This is a genomic window from Nanchangia anserum (genome assembly GCF_015240065.1).
GTDB lineage: Bacteria > Actinomycetota > Actinomycetes > Actinomycetales > Actinomycetaceae > Nanchangia > Nanchangia anserum.
This window is the reverse complement of sequence record NZ_CP060506.1, coordinates 627,250-645,452: the sequence shown is the minus strand read 5'-3', so window position 1 is coordinate 645,452 and position 18,203 is coordinate 627,250. Positions and strand designations below refer to the sequence as shown.

14 protein-coding genes are annotated in these 18,203 nt (G+C 66.4%); 2 read left to right on the top strand and 12 right to left on the bottom strand.

What is annotated here, in order from left to right; translation table 11 throughout:
* Nucleotides 1–63: 63 nt before the first annotated feature.
* Nucleotides 64–1,998 carry an ATP-dependent DNA helicase gene (locus H8R18_RS02960; protein WP_227712860.1) on the bottom strand — a complete coding sequence of 645 codons (1,935 nt, stop codon included), beginning with the start codon at nucleotides 1,996–1,998 and terminating at the stop codon, nucleotides 64–66.
* Nucleotides 1,995–3,479, bottom strand: coding sequence for a GTPase HflX (hflX, locus tag H8R18_RS02955; RefSeq protein WP_191072365.1), 1,485 nt, complete (start codon nucleotides 3,477–3,479; stop codon nucleotides 1,995–1,997). Before hflX ends, H8R18_RS02960 begins: the two co-directional genes overlap by 4 nt.
* A 60-nt stretch (nucleotides 3,480–3,539) precedes the next feature.
* Here hflX and H8R18_RS02950 point away from each other — a divergent pair, with 60 nt between their 5' ends.
* Nucleotides 3,540–4,154 (top strand): class I SAM-dependent methyltransferase, encoded by a 615-nt coding sequence (locus tag H8R18_RS02950; RefSeq protein ID WP_191072366.1) that lies wholly within the window; start codon nucleotides 3,540–3,542, stop codon nucleotides 4,152–4,154.
* Here the strand turns inward: H8R18_RS02950 and miaA are convergent.
* Genes miaA through H8R18_RS02935 form a run of 3 tightly spaced genes read right to left on the bottom strand, consistent with a single transcriptional unit; the run spans nucleotide 4,108 to nucleotide 8,975 of the window.
* On the bottom strand, nucleotides 4,108–5,055 hold the full coding sequence (gene miaA, locus H8R18_RS02945) for a tRNA (adenosine(37)-N6)-dimethylallyltransferase MiaA (protein WP_227712859.1): 948 nt from the start codon (nucleotides 5,053–5,055) through the stop codon (nucleotides 4,108–4,110). The genes H8R18_RS02950 and miaA overlap by 47 nt on opposite strands.
* Nucleotides 5,052–6,569, bottom strand: coding sequence for a tRNA (N6-isopentenyl adenosine(37)-C2)-methylthiotransferase MiaB (gene miaB / locus H8R18_RS02940; protein WP_338088384.1), 1,518 nt, complete (start codon nucleotides 6,567–6,569; stop codon nucleotides 5,052–5,054). The genes miaA and miaB overlap by 4 nt, the downstream gene beginning before the upstream one ends.
* A gap of 9 nt (nucleotides 6,570–6,578) precedes the next feature.
* A complete protein-coding gene (locus H8R18_RS02935; RefSeq protein WP_191072368.1) occupies nucleotides 6,579–8,975 on the bottom strand; it encodes an MMPL family transporter in 2,397 nt (798 codons plus the stop codon).
* 140 nt (nucleotides 8,976–9,115) lie between these two features.
* Between H8R18_RS02935 and H8R18_RS02930 the strand changes: the two genes are divergently transcribed.
* Nucleotides 9,116–10,357 (top strand): DUF1015 domain-containing protein, encoded by a 1,242-nt coding sequence (locus H8R18_RS02930; RefSeq protein WP_191072369.1) that lies wholly within the window; start codon nucleotides 9,116–9,118, stop codon nucleotides 10,355–10,357.
* Here H8R18_RS02930 and H8R18_RS02925 read toward each other — a convergent pair.
* From H8R18_RS02925 to H8R18_RS02895, 7 genes are all read right to left on the bottom strand, one after another.
* Nucleotides 10,327–10,815 carry a CinA family protein gene (locus H8R18_RS02925; protein ID WP_191072370.1) on the bottom strand — a complete coding sequence of 163 codons (489 nt, stop codon included), beginning with the start codon at nucleotides 10,813–10,815 and terminating at the stop codon, nucleotides 10,327–10,329. The two genes, H8R18_RS02930 and H8R18_RS02925, sit on opposite strands and share 31 nt — an antisense overlap.
* Nucleotides 10,812–11,411 (bottom strand): regulatory protein RecX, encoded by a 600-nt coding sequence (locus H8R18_RS02920; protein WP_191072371.1) that lies wholly within the window; start codon nucleotides 11,409–11,411, stop codon nucleotides 10,812–10,814. Before H8R18_RS02920 ends, H8R18_RS02925 begins: the two co-directional genes overlap by 4 nt.
* The gene (recA, locus tag H8R18_RS02915) at nucleotides 11,411–12,499 is read right to left on the bottom strand and encodes a recombinase RecA (RefSeq protein WP_227712858.1); all 1,089 of its coding nucleotides are present in this window, start codon (nucleotides 12,497–12,499) and stop codon (nucleotides 11,411–11,413) included. The genes H8R18_RS02920 and recA overlap by 1 nt, the downstream gene beginning before the upstream one ends.
* Before the next feature lie 190 nt (nucleotides 12,500–12,689).
* Nucleotides 12,690–12,926 (bottom strand): DUF3046 domain-containing protein, encoded by a 237-nt coding sequence (locus tag H8R18_RS02910; RefSeq protein ID WP_191072372.1) that lies wholly within the window; start codon nucleotides 12,924–12,926, stop codon nucleotides 12,690–12,692.
* A 4-nt stretch (nucleotides 12,927–12,930) separates the two neighbouring features.
* Complete coding sequence (locus H8R18_RS02905) at nucleotides 12,931–13,359, bottom strand: helix-turn-helix domain-containing protein (protein WP_338088385.1); 429 nt, start codon at nucleotides 13,357–13,359, stop codon at nucleotides 12,931–12,933.
* Nucleotides 13,360–13,430: 71 nt separating this feature from the next.
* Nucleotides 13,431–15,572, bottom strand: coding sequence for a CDP-diacylglycerol--glycerol-3-phosphate 3-phosphatidyltransferase (gene pgsA, locus H8R18_RS02900; protein ID WP_191072373.1), 2,142 nt, complete (start codon nucleotides 15,570–15,572; stop codon nucleotides 13,431–13,433).
* Between the two features lie 42 nt (nucleotides 15,573–15,614).
* On the bottom strand, nucleotides 15,615–18,167 hold the full coding sequence (locus H8R18_RS02895; RefSeq protein ID WP_191072374.1) for a DNA translocase FtsK: 2,553 nt from the start codon (nucleotides 18,165–18,167) through the stop codon (nucleotides 15,615–15,617).
* Nucleotides 18,168–18,203: the final 36 nt, after the last annotated feature.

The following is an 18,203-nucleotide window of genomic DNA, read 5'->3' as shown; positions in this document are numbered from 1 at the left end:
TCGTTTCTGCTCGCGCCATAACACTCCCAGTCTACGAGCTGTTGACGGTATGGACGAGGACTATCATCCCTCGTCCGTCGCGAGCGTCGCGGCCAGGCGGCTGAGCGCGGCATGCGCGATCTCGGCGTCCTCCGTCGGCCACAGGCCCGGCAGGCTCTTGCGCAGGTAGCCGCGGTAGCGCGCATGCGCCAGTCGCGAATCGAGAATCGCCACCATGCCGCGATCGTCCTGGCTGCGGATGAGGCGACCGGCGCCCTGCGCGAGAAGGAGCGCCGCGTGGGTCAGCGACACCTGTTGAAACGACGAACCACCCATAGCCTCGACGGCCTGAGACCTGGCCTGGATGAGCGGATCGTCCGGGCGAGGGAAGGGGATGCGATCGATGATGACGAGACGGCACGTCAGGCCCGGCACGTCGACGCCCTGCCACAGCGACAGGGTTCCCAGCAGGCACGAATTCGTCTCGCGCGTGAACGCACGCACGAGCGTGGGAAGCTGATCGTCGCCTTGGACGTAGACGGGAAAATCGAGGTCGCCCATTGCCTCGGCCGCCTGCGACAGGGCGCGGTGGGAAGAGAACAGCCCGAGCATCCCCCCGCCGCTGCTCTTTGCCAACGCGAGCAATTCGTCAATGGCCTCATCCGAGAGCCCCGAGCGGCCGGGGCGTTCCAAGTGCGCGGCGATGTAGGTGATGCCCTGACTGGCATAGGGAAACGGTGAGCCGACGTCGAGGCAGTCGTAGCGTGCACCGCTCAGCGGTAGTCCAATCTGAGCCGCCACGGCCTTAAAGCTCCCACCGAGTGCCAGGGTCGCCGACGTGAACACCGTGGTCGTCTCGGCCAACAGCGTCCGAGCCAGATCGGGGGCGACGTCAATGGGCGCGCAGTTCAGGTGCGGTTCGTCCTTCGACATCGACACCCACAGCGCATCGTCGTCCATTCGCGCCCGCCGAATATGCTCGATGGCCTCGCGCAGGTCGGCTAGGAGGGATCGATTCGTTCGGTCCGTCGCCGTCGCGTCTTTGCCCGTGGGGATGTCCTCCATGAGGGTGCTTGCGGTCGTCGCAAGCTCTCCCAGTGCCGCACCGAGCGCCTCCGGCATCGATGTCAGCAGCCCCTCTCCCGCCCCGGTCAGGGCCTCGCGCAGAGCTTTGGCGCCCTCGCGCAGATCATCGGTGCCGACGACTTTGCCGCGCGCCAGCCGCGCGGCCAGTGAGGTGATCTCGGCGGGCGTGAGCTGCGCCGACGCGGCCTGGCGAATCCGGTCGATGAGATCGTGGGCCTCGTCAATGACGGCGATATCGACGTCGCCCAACAGGTGGGAATCACTGAACGCGTCGACGCCCAGCAGCGCGTGATTGGTGACGACGACATCGGCCGCGAGCGCTCGGGCGCGGGCACGCCGCGGGAAGCACTCGGCGGCGAGGGGACAGTGGTCGCCGGGGCATTCGCGCGGCGATATCGACGCATACCGCCAGGCTTTATCCGAGACGGTGAAGGGCACATCGTCGCGGTCGCCGGTGTCCGTTTCCTCAGCCCATGCGCGAATCTTGACGACGGTTTTACCCATGCGTGATCCGGGTTCACGGGCATCGGCGACCTCGAATAACCCACCGTCGTCCTCGCCGGCGCGCAGCTTGTACACACACGCGTAATTTGACCACCCCTTGAGCGCCGCCACGTCGGGGACGGGCATGTCGAGGCTGGCCGCGACGCCAGAGACCATGGGGATGTCTTTGGTGACGAGTTGGCGTTGGAGGGCTTTCGTCGCCGTCGAGATGACGACGCGTCGTCCCTCGGTCGCAGCTGGCAGCACCGCGGCGAGATAACCGAGGCTTTTTCCCGTTCCCGTTCCCGCCTGCACCATGATGTGACGGTTGGCGTCGACGGCGGTAGCGATCGCCTCGCACATGCGTTCCTGGCCGGCGCGGTACTCGCCCTTCATCTGCTCGCGACAGGCCTCGAGCAGGCGTGTCGCTGTTGAGCGTGCCTCGCTCACGGGGTCCTCCTCGCCTCACGCAGGGCATCGGCGAGGTCGGGGCGGGCCCGTCCGACGATGTGTACGCCCTGCTCGGTGTAGTCCTCGGTGTCGATCTCACCCTCGGTATGAAGCCGGGAAACGAGGTCGAGATGGGAAAAGGGAATGAGCGCGTCGATCGGAACGTGGGGTCGCGGCAGCGCCTCGGCGATGAGCGCGCGCAGCTCGTCGATCCCCTGCCCCGTCAGTGCCGAACACACAACGTGTCGCCCCAGGTGTGCGCGCAGTGAGGCCAGTTGAACGGGGCTGGCGAGATCGGCCTTGTTCAGCGCGATGATCGACGTAATCTCGCTCGCGCCGGGGATCGTCGCGAGCACATCGGTGACGGCGCGGATCTGTGCGAGCGGATCGGGGTGGGCCGCGTCGACGACGTGGACGATGACGTCGGCTTCCGCGATTTCCTCGAGCGTGGAGCGGAAGGCCTCGACGAGTTCGTGCGGCAGGCGCGAAACGAATCCGACCGTATCGGTGAGGGTGTAGTCGCGCCCATCTGGGGTACGCGCGTGGCGCACCGTCGGATCGAGCGTGGCAAACAGCGCGTTATGAACGAGGACGTCGTCACCGGTGAGCCGATTGAGCAGCGAGGACTTACCGGCGTTCGTATATCCGGCGATGGCTACCGCCGGAACAGCGCGTGCCCGCCGGGTTGCGCGCGAGGTCTCGCGGTGGCGCTTCATGTGGGCGATCTCGCGGCGCAGTTTTGCCATGCGCTGATTGATTCGGCGCCGGTCGAGTTCGATTTTCGTCTCCCCCGGACCGCGCGATCCGATGCCGGCACCGGCGGCGACGCGGCCACCCGCCTGACGCGACATCGACTCGCCCCACCCGCGCAGGCGCGGCAGCAGGTAGGTGAGCTGGGCGAGTTCAACTTGGGCCTTGCCTTCGCGCGAGCGCGCGTGCTGGGCAAAGATGTCGAGGATGAGGGCCGTGCGATCGATGACCTTGACCTTGACGACGTCCTCGAGACCGCGACGTTGGGAGGGGTGGAGTTCGGAGTCGACGATGACGGTGTCCGCCCCCTCATCGGCGACGAGGGACGCGAGTTCGCGGGCCTTGCCCGAACCGATAAAGGTGGCGGGGTCGGGGGTGCGCCGGCGCTGGACGACGCCGCCGAGTACCTGGGATCCCGCCGTTTCAGCCAGCGCGGCCAATTCGCGCAGGGAGATCTCGGCATCCTCGACACTTCCCGTGCTCGCCAGCCCGACGAGAAAGACGCGTTCGAGGCGAAGCTGGCGATATTCGACCTCGGAGATATCGGTGGCGTCGTGGTGAAGGCCCGCCACGCGGCTGAGAGACGTGCGCTCGTCCCAGTCGAGGTCACCGGCACTGGTCGCGTCTTCTGGCGCGTTCAGTGCGGTCCCCTCGCGCGACAGTACCCGCTGGGCGATGCGCCAGGCGCGCTCGTCGCCTGGCACGGGCGAATTATCAACCTGCTCGGGCACCTATCGTCCTTCCGTCGACGTCCTCGATTCAGCCGGGCCCGGCCCACTAGGCTGGCAGGCGTGACCTCTCACTACTTTAGCGACCGTCGTCCCGCCGCTGCCGAGGATAAACACCCGCTGCACGTCACCCTCGCGGGCCGCACCCTCGATCTCGTCGGCGCCGACGGGGTGTTTTCGGCATCGGGACTCGACAAGGCCACCGCCGTTTTCCTCGATGCCGTGCCCACTCCTCCGTCCGGACGTGTCCTCGACCTCGGATGTGGGTGGGGACCAATCGCCATCAGCGCAGCCCTGCGTCAACCGGACGCACACGTGTGGGCGGTCGACGTCACGGCCCGCGCTCTCGACCTCACCCGCGACAACGCTCGCCGCGCCGGGGTCGACATCGAGGTATGGGATGCGGCCGAGGCATGCGAACGCGCCCGCACCGAGGGGATCCGCTTCGATGCCATCTGGTCTAACCCCCCGGTGCGCATCGGCAAGGATGAGCTGCGCACCCTGTTGACGACATGGTTCTCGCTGCTCACACCCGACGGCATCGCCTACTTCGTCATGGGACGCCACCTGGGGGCCGACTCGATGGCCGCCTGGCTCACCGAGCAGGGGTTCCCCACGCAGCGCATTGCCTCTAAGCGCGGTTTTCGCGTCCTCGCCACTCGTCGAGATCTCGCCTGAGGCGAGCGAATAGCTCATCGCGTTGTCGGGGATCCTCGCCATCGAGCCACGTGATGCGCGGATCGCGGCGGAACCACGTGATCTGGCGTCGGGCGAGTTTCCACGTCTGCTGAGCGATCGCCGCGGCGAGGTCGGCCTCGGGGAGCTCGCCGGCGAGGACGCTTAGCGCCTCGCGATAGCCGGTCGCACGCACTGCCGTCGGCGCCTCGCTCAGCCCGCGCGAGGCGAGATCGCGCACCTCGTCGAGGAAACCCGCCTCGACCATCTTGAGCGCGCGTTGCTCGATTCGATCGCGCAAGACGGCGCGGTCCCAGCGCAGCCCGACCTGGATCGCCGCGCGTACGTAGGTGTAGCTCGGCAACGTAGCCGAGAAGGGACGCCCGGTCAGCTCACACACCTCCAGCGCACGCACGACGCGGCGAGTGTTCGCCGGGTCGATGCGCGTCGCCGAAACGGGATCTGCCGCGGCCAGACGCCGGTGTAGAGCGGCGGCACCATGCTCGCGTCCCCACTGCTCGATCCGGTCGCGAAGGGCCGGATCGGTGCCGGGAAACTCCAGGTGATCGAGCATGGCACGCACGTAGAGTCCCGATCCCCCGCACACGAGCGGGACGCGTCCGCGCCGAGTGATGTCATCGACGGCAGCGCGCGCCTGAGTCTGATAGGCGGCGACGGATGCCTCCTCGTCAATGTCGAGGACGTCGATGAGGTGGTGAACGATCCCGCGGCGCTGCTCGAGTGGGGTCTTCGCCGTACCGATGTCCATGCCGCGATAGAGCTGAAACGCATCGGCTCCGATGAGTTCGGTCGCGTCACGTCCCAGTGACTCGGCAAAGTCGAGGGCGCACTCGCTCTTTCCCGAGGCCGTCGGACCGACGAAGGCGATGATCGGGACCGTCACTGTGTCCTCACGCTCGGCATTCCCAGCGAGACCCCGCCACCGGCTGACCCGGTCTCGCCCTGTCGGGCGGCCCAGGCATCACCGGCGCGCGTGCGCCGCAGGTGATAGTCCCCGTCGAACGCCGAGTCGGCGACGAGGTGGTGCGGGGCCGTGTGGGTCACCCGCACACTCACCATGTCGCCCGGCCGCGGCCGCTGCTCGGCGGCGAGGTCATCGGGCAGACCGACGTGGACCAGGCGGTTGTCGCGGGCACGCCCCGACACGCGGTTCGTCTCGCCGTCCTTGCGTCCCTCTCCCTCGGCGATGAGTACGTCGAGGGTGCGTCCGAGCAGCGCGCGATTGTTCTCGGCGGAAATACGCTCTTGCAGCTCAATGAGACGCATGTAGCGTTCCTGCTTGACCTCCGGGCTCACCTGGTCTTCGCGATCGGCGGCGGGAGTGCCCGGGCGCGGCGAATAGAGGAACGTAAAGGCCGACGTGAACCGGGCTTCCTCGACGACGTCGAGCGTGCGCTGAAAGTCCTCCTCGGTTTCGCCCGGGAATCCGACGATGATGTCGGTGGTGATCGCCGCATCCGGCATCTGCTCGCGCACCCGGCTGAGGATTCCCAGGAATTTATCGCGCCGGTAGGAACGCCGCATCGCCCGCAAAATGGCGTCAGACCCCGATTGCAACGGCATGTGCAGCGACTCCATGACGTTGTCCGTCTGCGCCATCGCGTCGATGACGTCGTCGGTGAACGCCGCCGGGTGCGGGCTCGTGAAGCGTACCCGTTCCAATCCCTCGATCCGCCCGCAGGCGCGCAACAGGTCGGCGAACGCACCGCGCTGACCGAAGCCCACCCCGTAGGAGTTGACGTTTTGGCCCAGCAACGTGACCTCGATGGCACCATCGGCGACAACCGCCTCGACCTCGGCAAGGATGTCGCCGGGACGACGATCACGTTCCTTGCCACGCAACGAGGGCACGATGCAGAACGTGCACGTGTTATTGCATCCCACGGAGATCGACACCCACGCCGCGTAGGCCGACTCGCGCTTCGTGGGCAGCGTCGATGGAAAGACCTTGAGGGCCTCTTCGATCTCGACGGCGGCGGCCGCGTTATGCCGCGATCGCTCGAGCAGCACCGGCAGCACGTCGATGTTGTGCGTTCCGAAGACGACGTCGACCCAGGGGGCGCGCTCGACGATGTGCTCGCGCATCTGCTGGGCCAGGCAGCCGCCCACGGCGATCTGCATGCCCGGACGAGAACGCTTGACCTCGGCCAACTGCCCGAGGTTGCCGAAGAGGCGGGTGGCAGCGGCTTCACGAACCGAACACGTGTTGATGACGACGACGTCGGCTCCTCCATCGCCCGCCGGAGTCGCCCGAGCCACCGCTTCGGGCACACTATCGACCGGCACGTATCCGGCTGCCGAGAGCAGACCGGCCATCCGTTCCGAGTCATGCACGTTCATCTGGCACCCAAGCGTGCGCACGTGATAGGTCCGAGGGCGCGTTAACGTCGATTCCACGGGGCTAGCCTAGCCACGGTGCACGCGCGATGTCCCCTCGGCGTCGTGTGAGACGGTATCCCACTCCTCGCCGCGCAGCGCAGTCTCGTGCGGGGAGGTTCGATGCAACCACCGCGGCGCCCACCAGTTCAGGGCCCCGAACAGGGTCATGAGCGAGGGAACGAGGCACAGCCGCACGATGGTCGCATCCAAGACGACCGCGACCGCCATGACGAATCCCACCTGCTTGAGCGCGATCATCGACGACGTGCAAAACGCCAAGAAGACGCACACGAGAATGCCGGCGGCCGAGGTGATGATACGCCCGGAGTGAAAAACCCCTGTGACGACCGCCCGGTCGTTGTCGCCGGTGATGACGTAGGTCTCGCGCATTCGAGCCAGCAGAAAGACCTCGTAATCCATCGACAACCCGAACCCGATGCACAGCATCATGACGACGACGTAGGATTCCAGTCCCCCGAGCTGAGGAGCGCCGAGCAGAGCGACGCCGTGACCGTCTTGGAAGACCCACGTGCAGATCCCCAATGCCGCCACGAGCGACAGCGAATTGATGACCAGTGCCTTGATCGGCACGATGATCGAGCGCGTCATGGCGAACAACAGGATGAGAGTCGCCCCCATGATGATGGCAAGGCAGCCCGGTAATCCGCGTGCGAGCGCCGCGACGAAGTCGTGTTGCTGTGCAGCCTGCCCGGTGACGTACACGGTCATCCCCTTGGGCACGTGCTCGCGGATGCGCGTCACCAGCTGTTCGGCCTCGGGGGAACCACGATCATCGTCGGTGAGCGAGACGCGCATGTAGCGATACCCGTCGCCGATGGGGCGCGGTTCGCTGACCTGACGAACGTGATCCCATGTGGCGATGTCCTCACCCCACGCCCTCACCTCGTCCGGGTCATCGGCGCGGGCGACGATCGTGATGGGCGTCGTCGCCATGGCCTCGACGTCAGAGAACTTCTCGAGAGTGATCCGCTGCGGATTGGACGCCGAGAGCAATTCGAGCATGGAATTGCGCAGTTGCAGGTGCCCGACCGGGATAACGCACGTGAGCAGGACGATGACGGAGACGAGGAGGAACGGCCACGGATGCCGATTCACCGTGCGTCCCAACCGGTACCACGGCGAGCGGGCGGGATCACGCTGCCCCTCCAGTTGCGGACCGACCAGCCGCAGCAGGCGCCAGCGCGACGGGCGCGCAAGGCGGGCCGAGGCGAGGAAAGCGAGGGCGGGAACGAGGGTGAGGGCGCAGGCGGCGGCGAGGACGACGACGCTCACCCCGGCCACGCCGAGGGAGCGCAGAAGATTGGGCTCGAACACGAGCATGCCGAGAATAGACACGGCGACGGTGATGGCCGAAAACAACACGGTCCGCCCGGCCGACGCGAGGGTGGCCTCGAGCGGGCGCACGTAGCGCTGCCGTGCCGGTGCGATGCCGGGGAGCACGAGCGCCGTACCAGAAGCATCGGCTCGCAGCTCCTCGCGGTAACGCGACAAGATGAGCAAGCCGTAGTCGATGGAGAGTCCGAGTCCGAGCACCGAGATGACGTTGACGGCGAAAGACTGCTGCTCGCCGATATAGGTCATCCCGAGCATGACCGCGAGCGCCGTCGAGATGGCGACGATTGCCCCGGCCGCGGGCATGAGTGCGGCAAGCACTCCGCCAAATACGAGGACAAGGATGATGATCGACACGGGGATACCGATCGATTCCGAGACAACGAGGTCACGCTTGAGCTCGGCGATCGACGTCGACTCGAGCAACCGCGCATGTGTTACCGAGACGCTCGCGTCGTCGCCGACGACGTCGCGTAGCCGCGGCTGCAAATCGTCAAGCGCCTTCTCAACCGCATCGATGCGGGCTTTCCCGCGTGCGCCGATGACTCCCCCGCCGTCATCGGCGTTAACCGTCACGATGATGGCGGCGTGGGTTCCCGCGTCGTTGACGAGTTCGTCGGTGGCCGGGTCCAGGGCGGCGAGCGTGGGGTGAAACACCGAGGCGACCTGGCTCACCCCGTCCATGTGTGCGATGCGATCGAGTTGGGGGCCGAGCGCATCGTCGAGGGCCTGCAGACGGGGGAAAGCGCCAGCTGGTGGGGCCGCGGCACCCGCTCCACCGGCTGCCGCGCGCGCGCGCATCTCACGGGCGCGGGCAGGGTCGTCGCCGAGATCGAGATGATCGAGTCCCGCAACGATGGAATAGCTACTGGCTTGCTCGCTCTCCATGATGGCGTTACCACGGTAGGACTGCGAGGTCTGGGCCTGCGGCAGATCCGAGTGAAGCCGATCGAACAGCGGGGTACCGAATCCCCACAAAGCAATGGAAGCGGTGACGACGACAAGCAGCATCCAGCCGGCAATGATCCGCTTGGGGTACCTCGCCACGTGGCGCGCGAGCGCTCGATACATAGGCCCAGTCTAGAGTCATAGATGCAGCTGCGCCTGGGTTAGAGAGTGGGTGAGCGAACCGGTCGACGGACGATGCCGAAGCACTCGGGGCGAGCTTGTTAGGCTTCCCCCGAGAAGCCCACCTGAGGAAGGTCCGACTCATGAGCGTCTTTGCCCCATTCCGTGCCGTGCGTCCGGCCCCCGGCCTGGCCGAGCAGATGGTGTCTCTCCCCTACGACGTCGTCTCACGTGAGGAAGCCACAGCGCTTGGTGCCGCCAATCCCTACAGCTATCTCCACGTTGTTCGCGCCGATGGCGACGTCGCTCCCGAGATCGATATGCACGCCCCGGCCGTCCACGCGCAGGCGCGTGAGACGTGGCGCCGGTGGTTGGCCGAGTCCATTCTCGTTCTCGACGATGCGCCGACCTACACGATTTACCGCGAGCATCAAGACGGCCGTAGCCAGGTTGGCATCGTGGGGTGTGCGTCGATCGATGAGTACCTCGACGGCACAATCGCACGTCACGAGGTGACGCTGGTCGAGAAGGAACGCGACCGCATCACCCATTTCGATACGGTCGACGCCCACACCGAACCAATTTGGCTCGCTCACCGTCCGTCGCCGGCGCTGGCGGCGATCATCGACCGCTATGTCCGCGACGCAGCCGACGTCGACGTCGCAGATCCGCAGGGAGTCCGTCACGAGTTGTGGCGCGTCAGCGACGCCGACGACATCGCTGCCATCCGTGAGGCCTTCGCGGCACTTGATCGCCTTTACATCGCCGACGGCCACCACCGAGCCGCCTCAGCCGTCAAGGTTGGCCTCGAGCGTCGCGCGCGCGGCGCCGGCGCGGGTCCTCACGACTACGTCCTCGCCGTCGCGTGCGCGGGCGACCAGCTGCACATCATGGACTACAACCGTGTCGTCACCGACCTCGGCGACCTCGATGCCTGTGGCCTCGTCGCCGCCGCGCGCGAGGCCGGTTTCCGTGTCACCGCCTCGGCTGATCCCGTCCGCCCCCGCGCACCACGAGAGTTTGGCATGTATGTCGGTGGAACGTGGTACGTCCTCACCGCGCCGGCCACCCCCGATCGCGAGGGTGCCGACGATCTCGACGTCAGCCTCCTCCACGATCTGCTGCTCGAGCCGGTCCTCGGCATCGTCGATCCCCGCACCGATTCGCGGATCGACTTCGTCGGCGGCATCCGCGGACTCGCGCCGCTCGTCGCTGCCGCCGATGCCTCCGGCGGCGCGGCCTTCACGATCCCGCCCGTCACCATGGAGACGATCATGACCATCGCCGATCGCGGCGAGATCATGCCGCCGAAATCGACGTGGTTCGAGCCGAAGCTCGGCTCGGGTTTGTTTGCTCACGCGTTGGACGACGTGACCACCGCGTAGGCCAGACGCAGCGCCTCGCCCACGGTCTGCTCGCGCACCTCGGCGCGAGTGCCGTCCAGATGAAGCAGCACGTGTGCGGCACCGCAGGGAGCGGACACCGCGATGTGAACCGTCCCGGCGTCGTAGCCGTCAGCGGGGCCCGGGCCGGCGACGCCCGTCGTCGCAATGGCGACATCGGCGCCTGTCGCCTCGATCGCCCCCAGGGCCATCTGTTCGGCAACCACCTGATCAACGGGGCCCGCCTCCTCCAAACGCGACCGATCGACGCCGAGTAGACGAGCCTTGAGTGAACTCCGATAGGCGACAACGCCCCCACGAACGACGTCCGAGGCCCCCGCTACGTCGGTCAGTGCCGTACACACGCCGCCACCCGTGAGCGACTCGGCCGTCGCCAGGCTCCATCCGCGCTCGCGGCAAGCGTCGAGAAGAACAGCGGCGTCAGTCATCGTCGAGGTCATTCGTCTAGCGTATCCGTGATCTCGTCCCACGCCGTGCTGACGGCCTCGCGGACCAGCGAGGGAGCGTAGCCGCGCCGGGCCAGGTAGGACGAACATCGCGACCACGCGCGTTGGCGGTCGAAACCGCGGCAGGTCGCCATCTTCTTGCGCGCCAGTTCACGCGCGCGCTCTGCGGCTTCTTCGGTCTCGATCTGCTTACACGCTGGACCGATCAACTGCTCGTCGACGTGTTTCTTGCGCAGCTCGGCGACGAGCGCCGGACCCGTGAGACCGCGATCGCGAAACCGGGTCCGCGCGAGCGCCTCAGCGTAGGCGCGGTCGTTGACAATTCCCACCTCGACCAAACGGGTGAGGACTGTTTCGATGACCTCGGACCGATAGCCACGCTCCCGCAGCTTCGTGCGCAATTCGCCGGTGCAGCGATCCTGGCGATCGAGCAAGGTGAGCGCCGCCTCGCGCGCCGCATCGATGCCCGCCTGCCCCTCAAGACCAGCGTTGTGGGCGCGTCGCTCGGCAAGGCGCCTGGCCACGTCGGTGCGTCGACGCCGCCGAGCCGCCGAGGTGTCCTCGTACTCAGGATCGGCGTAAGAGACCACTATTCGCCCGTGGCTGCTGCGTCGTCGTCGGTGTGTGCCTGGTCGCCGGCTTCGGCGTCGTCGGCGATGATGCCGACCTCGCGGAGAATCTTCTCCTCGATCTCATCGGCCAATTCGGGATTATCTTTGAGGAAATTCCTGACGTTTTCGCGACCTTGTCCCAGCTGATCGTCACCGTAGGTGAACCACGATCCCGACTTGCGCATGATCCCGCACTCGACGCCAAGGTCGATGAGTGAGCCTTCACGCGAAATGCCCTGACCGTAGAGAATGTCGAACTCGGCCTGTTTAAACGGCGGGGCCATCTTGTTCTTGACGATCTTGGCCTTCGTCCGGTTCCCGACCGGGTTCGCGCCGTCCTTGAGGGTTTCGATGCGGCGCACGTCGATGCGCACCGACGCGTAGAACTTCAGAGCCTTGCCGCCGGTTGTCGTCTCGGGAGACCCAAAGAACACACCGATCTTTTCGCGCAGCTGGTTGATAAAGATCGCCGTCGTTCCCGTCGCCGAGAGCGCACCCGTCATCTTGCGCAGTGCCTGCGACATGAGCCGGGCCTGCAAACCGACGTGGGAGTCCCCCATTTCGCCTTCGATCTCGGCCTTGGGCACGAGCGCGGCGACCGAGTCGATGACGATGAGGTCTATGCCGCCCGAGCGCACGAGCATGTCGGCGATCTCGAGCGCCTGCTCGCCCGTGTCAGGCTGGGACACGAGAAGTGCGTCGGTATCGACGCCGAGTTTCTTCGCGTAGTCGGGATCGAGGGCGTGCTCGGCGTCGATAAACGCCGCGTTCCCTCCCTGCTTCTGCGCCTGAGCCACCGCATGCAGCGCCACCGTGGTCTTACCGGAGGACTCGGGCCCATAGATCTCGATAATGCGCCCGCGCGGCAGACCGCCGACGCCGAGGGCGACGTCAAGGGCAATCGAGCCGGTCGGAATGACCTGGATCGATCGCTTGGTCTCCTCCCCCAGGCGCATGATCGATCCCTTGCCAAACGTCTTGTCGATATGGGCAAGCGCCATCTCGAGCGCACGGTCGCGATCAGTCACGGGTTCGCGCAGGTTGCGGGTTGAGGTCTTTTTCGCCACGATCGTCTCCTTACGTCACTGCGCTCATCGCGCCGGGCAGGGCTGGTCTCGGGAAAACTCCCCTCTCCGGGGAATTTTGGGATGAGACTATGTCCGACCATCGACATATCCGCGCGATCCGCTCCCACGGGTGGGACGCGGATGCGTTCGTCATCACCGGGGACAGCGTATATCGAACGCGCGTTCGACACTAGCGGCGCCGCGCACCCCGATCGCGCACATCGGCACGATGAAGCCATTCCAGGCGCGGATCGAGATCAAGCTCACGCACGAGAGCCGACCACACCAGCTGAGGCTTCTCGCCGCGCTCAAGTGCTTCGTTCGCTGTCGCCGACAGCTCGCGCAGATACAGGTCGGCAGCGACAGAGCGCCCATAGGCCGAGCCGAGAACCTCCTCGAGAACCTCGGTGAATTCGGAGGATCGCACGATCTTACGACGTGGCGACGACGGCGGAGGCGACGAGATTATCGGGGACCGTATCGGGCACGGCCACGCCCTCGTAGGCGGCGATGCGCTCGGCGACCTCGCGCAAAACGATCGACAGCGGCACGCCCAACGCGCGGCAAATCGCGTAAAGCAGCTCGGAGGAGGCTTCCTTCTGGCCGCGCTCAATTTCCGACAGATATCCCAGCGAAACTTCCGCACTGGCGGAAACTTCTCGCAATGTCCGCCCCTGGGAACGGCGAATCAGACGCAGAACGTCGCCCAGGTGCTCACGCATGACCGGGCGGGTGCGGCGAAGTGGTTCGGGGGTCGGCATGGTCCCAGCGTAGCGCGCCTTCGGCTGCGTGCGCGCTCCCGGCCGTCTGCTGACGGCGGGGACGCTCGGGCGGGCCGGGCGCACACTCGGGGTCGTCATGTCACTCATAATCCTTTCAATGCCGCCCGTGGCGTTGGTATTCCCTGCCTATCGGGTGACCTCGTTCACGCTCAGTCATCCCACGCCGGCGGGGGCGGGACAAACAACGTGCCCGACCCGATGCCCGGCCCGGCGATGCCGGTCTGGCCGCTGGCGCGAGCCGCTTTCGCGTCATCGCCGGCGGATTCCTGCTGCGTTTTTTCGGCGGTCGGTTCTATCGGTGTCGCCGGTGAGTCCTGCACCGAGTGACGCGCGGCCAGCCTGGCCAGGATCTCGGACGTCGTCTCGATATGTGTCGGCGCGCTCGAGATCTCGGCCCGGTCGGTCTCGATCATCGCCTCCAGCTGACGCAGTCGCTCTTCCGCCTGGCTCAGCGCCTCCTGGAGCCGCTGCGACGACGTCGACGCGCGCTCGCCCCCGACGTCCTCGGTGCCGGCCTGCGGGCCCTTGCCCATCGCGTCGGTTGCTGTCGAGAGTACTGGCGCGTCGGGCGTCGCGCTCTCGGCCGCTTCGTCTGCCTGAGTCTCACGGATGCTTGCCGGGCGTTGCGGTGCCGCCGTGTCCTCTGTCTCGGGTGGTTCCTGCACAGGAGGAGCGGCGAGGTCGGACACCTCGACAGGATCGATTCCGCGCAGTTCATCGTCACGCAAGTGGCGCAGCACCTGCGGCCCCCGCTCAGGCTGAGCGGGCGATGCCGCCCTCGCGGAGGCGGTACTCGGTACGGCAATACTCGGCGTGGAATCCCATGCCGTGTCGCTCCATTCGTTAGCGCGCGGACGATCCGTTTCCTCGCGGGCCACGTGCTCACTCGAGGCGGAGCGAACCTCATCGCGAGGACGAGCGTCCTCGCGACGCTTCGGCTGTCCCGAGCTGGCGCGCTCAGGTTTAACGGTCTTCTTCGCGCTCACCGGCTCGCTTGGCGGCTGTGCATCCGGCGTCGCGGTAGCGCGATGCGTCGCTTCTGTTCGTACGCGTCGCTTACCTTCTCGCACGGACACCGGTCGCGCGGGGCGAGCATGTTCCGTCTCTTCTGGGTGTCGGCGCGGTTCGTCGTCCGCGACGATGGGCTGGCGAATCGTCTCGGTCGGTGCCTCATCCGGCCGCGAGGGCCGGGCCTTGTCGCCACCGGCACCGTGCACCTCGACCGCAACGGGGGCCGGTTTCGCGTCGACGTTGCCGCGGGTAGCCTCCCCGCGGTTCTCAGGCGCGGCCGATGCCCGCTCCCCAATCTCGATCACCGGCTCGGTCCCCATGCGCGGAATCGTTGAGCGCGGGATCGAGCGCTCAGAGGACTTGGTATCGACGTGCTCGTGGCGGGCGCGGGTACGAGCACGGTCTCGGGCGCTGGGTGCGGGAGCATCGCGTCCGGGCTCGGAGCGACGATGGGGCGATGCCGCGGCATCGACGTTTCCTCGCACGTCCTCACTGTCATCGGCCGCGGGGCGTGATGAGGACTCTAGCCTTCGAGACCGGCCAGCCTCGGCACTGTGATCCGCGTCGCGGCTGTCCGCAGCTTCCTCGGCCGTTGCGGCATGCGCGCCGCTGCCGGCGCCAATGCGCCGCTGCTGAGCGCGCGCCTCTTCCGCATGGGCTCGTTCGAGCTTCGCCCGTTTGTTGTCGGTGTAGGCGTCCGTGAAGTAGAGGATGCCCGTAATGACCGTGACGGCGAAGGCCGCGACAAGGACGACGACGGCGATGTAGAACAGTGCGACGCTCGCGGGTTGCGAATAGGGCTGGACGAGCTGGCCACACATGATGACGAAGACGAGCAAGATCTGCAAGACCGTCTTGGCTTTGCCCCCCTGCGAGGCCGGCAACACCTTGCCGCGGCGCAGCAGTACGAAGCGCAGCAGCGTCACGGCGACCTCCCGCACGGCGACGATAATCGTGAACCACCACTGCAACACGCCGATCACCGACAGCATGACGAAGGCCGTCAACATGAGCGCCTTGTCGGCAAAGGGATCCGCGATTTTACCGAAGTTCGTGATGATGCCGCGTTTGCGCGCGATCTTGCCATCGAGGCGATCGGTATAGGCGGCGATGCAAAACACGATAAGAGCCGCGAGGTAGGCCCACCAGTGCGCCAATCCGATGTAGGCGCACACGGCGAACACCGGGACGAGAATGATGCGCAGCACCGTGAGCGCATTCGGGAGATTCCATGCGGACACGGTCGCTGCCTCGTCCGGCTTCGTCTGCTGATCATCCATCGCTGCCATCCTAACGGTGGACGCGATAAGTACGCGGCGTTCTTAACGCCCCGTCAGCTCCCACGCGTCCTCGCCACTGACCTCGACGACCGGCAAGGAGGCGTCATCCACCGCCCCGCCCGCATCAGAGGAGGCCGAGGCGGTCGGCTCTCCGCGCAGCAGCGCGAGAACGCCGGGCAGTTCCTCGGGGCGCACCAGGACGTCGCGGGCCTTAGATCCCTGAGAGGGACCGACGATATCTCGCGACTCCAACAGATCCATGAGGCGGCCCGCGCGGGCAAACCCGACGCGAAGCTTGCGTTGGAGCATCGAGGTCGACCCCAGCTGCGTGTTGACGACCAATTCGGCGGCTTGGAGGAGGTCTTCCAGATCGTCGCCGATGTCCTCGGCGATCTTCGGCTTGGCCTCTTCGGGCACGATGACATCGGTGCGGTATTCCGGCTGCGACTGGTTCTTGACGTGATCGACGATCGCGTGAATCTCGTCCTCGGTGACCCACGCCCCCTGCACGCGCTGGGGCTTCGACGATCCCGAACGCAGGTAGAGCCCATCGCCCTTGCCGATGAGCTTGTCGGCACCAGCCTGATCGAGAATGACGCGCGAATCCGCCAGCGAGGACGTGGCGAACGCCAGTCGCGAGGGGATGTTGGCCTTGATGAGACCCGTGACGACGTCGACCGAGGGACGTTGAGTCGCGACGACCAGGTGGATGCCGGCCGCGCGACCGAGCTGGGTGATGCGCTGGATGGAGGCCTCGACATCGCGCGGAGCCACCATCATGAGGTCGGCGAGTTCGTCAACGACGACGAGGAGGTAGGGATAGGGCTCGAGGACTCGCTGAGAACCGAGCGGAACCTCGACCTTGCCCTGAGCGATCGCCTGGTTGAAGTCGTCGATGTGCTTGTATCCGAAGGCCGCCATGTCGTCGTAGCGGTGGTCCATCTCCTTCACCGACCACTCCAGTGCCTCAGCCGCCTGTTTGGGATCGGTGATGATTGGGGTGATGAGGTGGGGAATTCCCGCATAGATCGTCAATTCGACGCGTTTGGGATCGACAAGGATGAGGCGGACCTGCTCGGGGGTCGCCCGCATCATCAGCGACGTAATCATGGAGTTGACGAACGAGGACTTACCCGACCCCGTGGCACCGGCGACGAGCAGGTGCGGGGTCGCCGCGAGGTTCGTGACGACGTAGCCGCCCTCGACGTCCTTACCGACGCCGACGAGAAGTGGGTGAGCAGAGCTCTTGGCCGCCGCGGAGCGCAGCACGTCACCGAGGGCGACGACTTCGCGGTCGGTATTGGGAATCTCCACCCCGATGGCCGACTTGCCGGGAATCGGCGACAAGATCCGAACGTCGGCGGACGCGACGGCATAGGCGATGTTCTTCGACAGCGCGGTGATCCGGTCGACCTTGACACCGGGGCCGAGGCGGAGCTCGTAGCGAGTGACCGTCGGGCCGCGCGAGAATCCCGTCACGGTCGCGTCAACCTTGAATTCCGCCAGGACGCGCTGGAGTTCGGCAACTACGCGATCGTTCGCCTCCGAGCGCCGCTTGTGTGGGGCACCGCGTCGCAGCAATGACTCGTCGGGCAGGGTGTAATCGCCGAGGTCGGCCCCCTGGGCGCGCTCAGGCATGAGCGAAGTGGCTGCCTCGCCCTGCTCATCACCGGCCGGTTCCTCAACGACCTCGGTCGTTAGCGGGACCGTCTCAGGTGCCACCGTGTCGATCGCCGACGTGGCAACGTCGTCAGCTGACGGCTCAGCAGCCGCATGCGCGTCAGGATCGAGGATGACCGTGTGAGTGTCGGCATTGGCGCGCTCGGCGTCGTCGCGGCGGCGGGCAAAGGCCCGCGCCGTCGGGGACTCCTCAGTCGATTCCTCCCCCGCCGAATCGGCCTGAGCGGCGTGACGGGACCACCTCGGCACACGCGCCTGACCCTCATCGGCCACGTCCTCGTCCTCGGGCTCGTCAGCCTCGGCATCGCTGCCGCCGCGGGCAGCGATTCGCTCGCGCACCCAAGCGATAGCCCGGCTCAGATAGGCGCCGACCTCGGCAACCGACGTATTCGTCATGATGAGGAGCGCGTAGATGCCCCATAGCACGAGGATGACGATGGCACCCACGCCGCCGAGAAGAAGTTCAAAGGGGCGCCCGATAAACCATCCGATGACGCCGCCGGCGGCCTCGACCCCGTCGAGTGAGACGCTGGGAGAAGGCGCCCCGGCGGCCACATGGCTGATGCCCAAAACGGCCAGGGCAAAGCCAACACAGCCGATATAGACGTTACCGCGCGCCACCGTCAGGGGTTTGCGGGTGAATAGCGGCAGGGCGATCCACACGAGCAGTAGCGGGATAAGCAGCGAATACATGCCGACGCTGCCGGCCGCTGCATGGTGAATGACTCCGCCCGCAAGCCCGGACATGTGGAACCACTCGCGCAAGGCGACGATGACCGCCAGCGCGATGAGGGCGAGTCCGGCGCCGTTGCGCCGCATTGCCACCTGCTCGGGCGTGGCGGGAGTGCGGGTCGTGTTCTTACGAGATGTGGATTTTTTCTTTGCGCTCGACGAGCGTGAACGTTTCCCAGCCATAACACCCCAGACGATAGCCCGCCTCCCCTGCTCAGC